This is a genomic window from uncultured Methanobrevibacter sp., assembly GCF_900316895.1.
Classification (GTDB): Archaea; Methanobacteriota; Methanobacteria; order Methanobacteriales; family Methanobacteriaceae; genus Methanocatella.
This window is the reverse complement of record NZ_ONER01000098.1, coordinates 1-5483: the sequence shown is the minus strand read 5'-3', so window position 1 is coordinate 5483 and position 5483 is coordinate 1. Positions and strand designations below refer to the sequence as shown.

7 protein-coding genes and 1 pseudogene are annotated in these 5483 nt (G+C 36.2%); all 8 read left to right on the top strand.

Features of this window, described 5'->3' with window-relative positions; translation table 11 throughout:
* Nucleotides 1-4 precede the first annotated feature (4 nt).
* Nucleotides 5-473, top strand: a pseudogene (locus QZN27_RS09960) (hypothetical protein).
* Nucleotides 474-596: 123 nt separating this feature from the next.
* Nucleotides 597-1733, top strand: coding sequence for a cell division protein FtsZ (ftsZ, locus tag QZN27_RS08860; RefSeq protein ID WP_296786584.1), 1137 nt, complete (start codon nt 597-599; stop codon nt 1731-1733).
* 110 nt (nt 1734-1843) lie between these two features.
* Nucleotides 1844-2023 (top strand): protein translocase SEC61 complex subunit gamma, encoded by a 180-nt coding sequence (locus QZN27_RS08855; protein WP_296786581.1) that lies wholly within the window; start codon nt 1844-1846, stop codon nt 2021-2023.
* A 234-nt stretch (nt 2024-2257) separates the two neighbouring features.
* Nucleotides 2258-2728: a transcription elongation factor Spt5 gene (locus tag QZN27_RS08850; protein ID WP_292600718.1), complete on the top strand. Its 471-nt coding sequence runs from the start codon at nt 2258-2260 to the stop codon at nt 2726-2728.
* The gene (locus tag QZN27_RS08845) at nt 2728-3210 is read left to right on the top strand and encodes a 50S ribosomal protein L11 (RefSeq protein ID WP_296786576.1); all 483 of its coding nucleotides are present in this window, start codon (nt 2728-2730) and stop codon (nt 3208-3210) included. Before QZN27_RS08850 ends, QZN27_RS08845 begins: the two co-directional genes overlap by 1 nt.
* A gap of 165 nt (nt 3211-3375) precedes the next feature.
* Nucleotides 3376-4029 (top strand): 50S ribosomal protein L1, encoded by a 654-nt coding sequence (locus QZN27_RS08840; protein WP_394346863.1) that lies wholly within the window; start codon nt 3376-3378, stop codon nt 4027-4029.
* The gene (locus QZN27_RS08835) at nt 4029-5033 is read left to right on the top strand and encodes a 50S ribosomal protein L10 (RefSeq protein ID WP_296786570.1); all 1005 of its coding nucleotides are present in this window, start codon (nt 4029-4031) and stop codon (nt 5031-5033) included. The genes QZN27_RS08840 and QZN27_RS08835 overlap by 1 nt, the downstream gene beginning before the upstream one ends.
* 60 nt (nt 5034-5093) lie before the next feature.
* Nucleotides 5094-5399 (top strand): 50S ribosomal protein P1, encoded by a 306-nt coding sequence (rpl12p, locus tag QZN27_RS08830; protein WP_296786567.1) that lies wholly within the window; start codon nt 5094-5096, stop codon nt 5397-5399.
* Nucleotides 5400-5483 lie beyond the last annotated feature (84 nt).

Below are 5483 nucleotides of genomic sequence, written 5' to 3'. Positions count from 1 at the left end.
ATTTATCACATATTTCGAAGAGCAAGGAAATGACTACACAGATGACTTAATCAAAGCAGTTAAAGACAAACTGGAATCTTCCGGCGATATTAAAAGGATTTTAATCGCTTCATCAACCGGCCAGTCCGCATTAAAATTATATGCAGCTCTTGACGATGAGGACATTGAAATCATCAACGTGACCCATCATATGGGATTCAAGGAAGATAATGTTGCAGACATATCAGATGAAATGATTAAAAAGCTTGAGGACGTCGGCATCAACATTGAGAATGTTTAGCCATGGTGTTAAGGTTTCAGCGGAAATTTCAATAATGGCTGCCGATGCAGGTTTGGTTCCTGTCGGCGAGAAGATCATAGCAATAGGCGGAAGAGGCCACGGTGTTGACACTGCAGTTATCCTGACACCGGTCAATGCTAAAAACCTGTTCGATTTGAAATTCCATGAAATTATTGCAATGCCGAAAGATTAAACAATTCTTTTGATTTGTGTAAAATTTTTTCATATTTATATAATAATGAGTTGCATTTAAATATTAGTAAAAATAGAAATATTTAACAATTATTTTAAATAGCAGAGTATGTGGGGTTAAGTTGTGAAATTTATAGATGATGCAATCAAAGAATCCGAACAAAGAATGGAAGAAAATACACCTGATAATCTCTCTTCTGATATCGATGAAGAGCTTATAGGTATAATGAAAGGTGTTAAAACTAATATTTTTGTTGTTGGTGCCGGAGGAGCAGGAAACAACACTATTTCAAGATTAAATGAAATGGGTATCGAAGGGGCAACAACAATTGCAGTAAATACTGATGCTCAAGATTTATTTTACAGTCAATCAGCTAAAAAAATCCTTTTAGGTAGACAAACCTCAAAAGGATTAGGTGCAGGTGGAGAACCATCTGTAGGTGAAGAATGCGCTGAAGAAAGTGAAGATGAAATCAGAAATGAACTTGAAGGAGCAGACATGGTATTTGTCACCTGCGGTCTTGGTGGAGGAACCGGAACAGGTTCAGCACCGATCATTGCAAAGATCGCCAAAAAATTAGGTGCATTAACCGTTGCTGTAGCTACCTTGCCATTTTCCGCTGAAGGTATCAAAAGAAGGGAAAATGCAGAACAAGGTTTAGAAAAACTTCAGGAATCTGCTGACACTGTTATTATAATCCCTAATGATAAGTTATTGGAAGTTGCACCAAACTTACCTTTAAACAAAGCATTCATGGTATCTGATGAGATATTGGGCAGAGCCGTTAAGGGAATCACAGAACTGATTACCAAGAAAGGTCTTGTAAGTCTGGACTTTGCTGATATCAGAAGCATTATGAGCGGTTCCGGAATGGCTATGATTGGTATGGGTGAATCCGATTCTGGCGACAGAGCTTTAGAATCTGTACATGAAGCATTAAGCAGCCCATTACTGGACATTGATATTTCCAATGCTACCGGCGCTTTAGTTAACATATCAGGTAGTTCTGATTTAACATTACACGAAGCTGAAAAAATCGTTCAGGTTGTTGCGGATAAATTGGATCCTGAAGCAAACATCATTTGGGGTACTCAAATTGATGAAAGTCTCCAAAATGTTGTCAGAACCACTGTGGTCGTTTCAGGCATTAAATCTAATTATTCTTCAAATGATACACCAGATATCGAATATGCTGATGAAGAACCTGAAGCTGATTCAAATAACGATCAATTAGACGATTTCATTGATGGAATCTTCTAATTCTATCTTTTATTTTTTTGTAAAAATACAAAGCTTTATTAATGGTTAGGCCATATAGTATTTATTACTATATTTTTTATGATTATAAATTTTATAATTCGGGTATTCAAATGAATGTACAAGAAGATTTTAACAAGTTTATGAAAGATGCAAAAAGAGTATTAAAAGTATCAAGAAAGCCTGATAAGGACGAATATATTGATTTGGCTAAGATTTCAGCTCTTGGAGTTGTTGTAGTCGGTGGTATCGGTTACATTATCGTCTGTTTAGGTCACGTAATTGGTTTATAAAACCAATCCCCCTTATTTTTTTGATCCGTTTAATTTTTTTTATTGCATAATTTTTTCCTAAAATATATTGTTTTTTGAAAACTTTTATATACTATAAGTTACCATATTTATTACTATTATAGAAATCTTATTTTTCAGACATTTTTTTCTGAAATTTATGGCTTTTATAATATTTTTAACTTAATGTATGATTTTATTAACAAGTAAAAATTTAAAAAAATAGGTGAATTTTTCATGGAAGATACTAACAGTTCCATATATGCTCTTAAGACCTCAGCTGGTCAAGAAAGAAATGTAGCAAGGCTCTTAGCTCGTAAAGCTAGAACCATTGATGGTGTTGGCATTTCTGCAATTCTTGTTCCAGAATCTTTAAAAGGTTATATCCTAGTTGAATCTTCAACAAAGATAGATCTGAGAAACCCTGACTTAAAAGTACAACATTTAAGAGGGGTTGTAGAAGGTAGTGTTGGTATTACCTTTGAAGAAGTGAAAAGATTCTTAAAGCCAGAACCTATTATTTCCTCAATTCAAAAAGGAAGTATTGTGGAACTCATATCTGGTCCGTTTAAAGGTGAAAGAGCAAAAGTGGTTCGTATTGATGAATCACGTGAAGAAGTCGTTCTTGAGTTAATAGAAGCTGCAGTACCTATTCCGGTTACTGTTAAAGCTGATCAAATTAGAATAATTCAAAAGGAGGCTGACTGATGGCTAAAGATACAGTCGAAGTTCTTATCGAAGGTGGAACCGCTACTCCAGGCCCACCATTAGGACCTGCTTTAGGACCTCTCGGTATTAACATGATGCAAGTTGTTGAAGAAATCAACAAGAAAAGTGCTGACTTTGCAGGAATGAAAGTGCCTGTAATCATCAGCGTTGACAGAGACACCAAAGATTTCGAAATTGAAATCGGTACTCCTCCAACCACAGCACTCATCATGGAAGAATTAGGCATCGAAAAAGCTTCTCATGAACCAGGTTTAGACATCATCAATGATGTGCCTATTGAAACCGCTTTAAAAATTGCCAGAATGAAATTCGATTCATTACTCGCAAACGATTACAAAGCCGGTGTCAAAGAGGTTATGGGAACCTGTGTAAGTATGGGATTATCTGTTGATGGTAAAGACCCAAGAGAAGCACAAAAAGACGTAGATGCTGGAGTATACGACGATATTTTAAACGAATAAATATTGTCCTTTAAAATTTAAATTAAGTTAATAAATACAGTGTATATGATGTTATAATTTAATTATAATTGATATACTGTTTTTAATTCATGCAATCGTTTAAGAATTTTTTTCTTGTAATCGATCTCATGAAACCGAAAAAAATCCAATGAACAGAAAATGTTCATGGGGGATGAATTAATGACACAAGATGTAGTTAACGCGGTGAAGGAGGCTAAAGAACAATCAAAGCCGAGAAACTTCACTGAGTCCGTAGATATTATTATTAATATCCGTGACTTAGATGTCAAAAAGCCAGAAAATAGGTTTAATGAGGAAGTTACTCTTCCTAACGGCCGTGGCAAAGATGTTAAAATCGGAGTCATAGCTGATGGGGAACTCATTGTTCAAGCTAAAGATGCTGGTCTTGACGTTGTAATCAACAAACAGGATTTAGAAGAGTTTGGAAAAGACAGGAAAGCTGCTAAAAAAATGGCTAACTCTGTAGATTTCCTTATAGCTCAAGCTGATATGATGCCACTCGTTGGTAGATTCCTCGGTCCGGTTTTAGGTCCTCGTGGAAAAATGCCAAAACCTGTGCCTGCAAGTATCAAACTGGATCCTCTTTTAGAAAGATTACAAAGTACTGTCAAAGTTGGCGTGAAAACACAAGCTAGTATTCAGGTTGTTGTTGGAAGCCAGGACATGTCAGACGAGGATATAGCTGAAAATGTGGAAACTGTTCTTACAGTCTTGGACCGCAATTTAGAAAAAGGAAGAAGTCAAATAAAGTCCATGTTTATTAAAACAACTATGGGACCAGTAGTGAGGGTGATCTAATGGCTCATGTTGCTGAATGGAAAAAGGAAGAAGTTAAAGAGCTAAAAGGTATTATTGACGAATACGACGTTGTCGGTATTGTCGATTTAATGAACATTCCTGCAAAACAGCTCCAAGAAATGAGAAAATCTCTCAAAGGCAAAGCTGTAATCAGAATGTCCAAGAAAAACCTTATTGACTTAGCTTTTGAAGATTGCAATGCTGAAAAAACTAACATTGTTGATTTATCTGAGCATATGAATGGTCAAGTTGCACTTATTGCAACCGAAATGAATCCTTTCAAACTCTACAAAATATTGGAAGACAGCAAAACCTCAGCTCCTGCAAAACCGGGAACTATTGCACCTGACGATATTATCGTACCTGAAGGGGACACCGGATTTGAACCAGGTCCATTCTTAGGTGAATTGCAACAAGTAGGAATTCCTGCAAAAATCGACAAAGGAAAAATATGCGTTCAAAAGGAAACTGTTGTAGTCGCAGCTGGTGAAGAAGTATCCAAACAAGTTGCAGCAACTTTATCAAGAATGGATATTAATCCTATGGAAGTAGGAATAGATTTAAAAGCAGTATATGAAGAAGGATCTGTTTACACTTCTGATTTACTCGCAATCGATGAAGAACAAACATTAGCTGACGTACAAAATGCATTCAGAAATGCATTCAACTTATCTGTAAACGCAGCTATACCTACTGACGAAACTATTTCCACAATCATTACTCTTGCATACACCAGAGCAATTAACGTCGGTGTAGAAGCAGCAATAATGACTTCTGAAACTTCAGAACCAATCATCGGACTCGCACAGGCTAAGATGTTAGCTATCGCATCAGCAGTCGCTGACAGTGAAGGTGCACTTGATGACGAATTGGCTGAAAAACTTTCCAACGTTGCTGTAGCAGCAGCTCCAGCAGAAGAGGAAGAAGTTGTTGAAGAAGAGCCTGAAGAAGAGGAAGAAGAAGAGGAAACAGATGGAGCAGTCGGATTAGGATTGTTATTCTAAAATTAATTTAAAATTTTTATATTAAAAACAAACACTTTAAAACAAATAAATGGTGATAACATGGAATATATATATGCGGCAATGATTTTGCACAGTGCGGAAAAAGATATTAACGAAGAAAATGTTAAAAGTATTATTGAAGCAGCAGGAATTGATGCTGATGAAGCTAGAATCAAAGCATTAATCGCAGCTTTAGAAGATGTTGACATCGACGAAGCTATGGAAACTACTGCTATGGCAGCAGCAGCACCTGCAGCTGCACCTGCAGCAGCTGAAGCTGTTGAAGAAGAAGAGGAAGAAGAAGAGGAAGAAGAAGAAGCTTCTGAAGAAGAAGCAGCAGCTGGATTAGGTGCTCTCTTCGGATAGATTTTTAAATCTATCACCTTTCTTTTTTTTATTTTTATTTTTTTTAAGACTTATTTTGCTTATTTTTGTTTAGAACTGTTTTTT

Coding starts and splice junctions, on each gene's coding strand:
- QZN27_RS08855 (WP_296786581.1), top strand. CDS start 1,844: ATGAATGTACAAGAAGATTTTAACAAGTTTATGAAAGATGCAAAAAGA.
- QZN27_RS08850 (WP_292600718.1), top strand. CDS start 2,258: ATGGAAGATACTAACAGTTCCATATATGCTCTTAAGACCTCAGCTGGT.
- QZN27_RS08845 (WP_296786576.1), top strand. CDS start 2,728: ATGGCTAAAGATACAGTCGAAGTTCTTATCGAAGGTGGAACCGCTACT.
- QZN27_RS08840 (WP_394346863.1), top strand. CDS start 3,376: ATGGGGGATGAATTAATGACACAAGATGTAGTTAACGCGGTGAAGGAG.
- QZN27_RS08835 (WP_296786570.1), top strand. CDS start 4,029: ATGGCTCATGTTGCTGAATGGAAAAAGGAAGAAGTTAAAGAGCTAAAA.
- rpl12p (WP_296786567.1), top strand. CDS start 5,094: ATGGAATATATATATGCGGCAATGATTTTGCACAGTGCGGAAAAAGAT.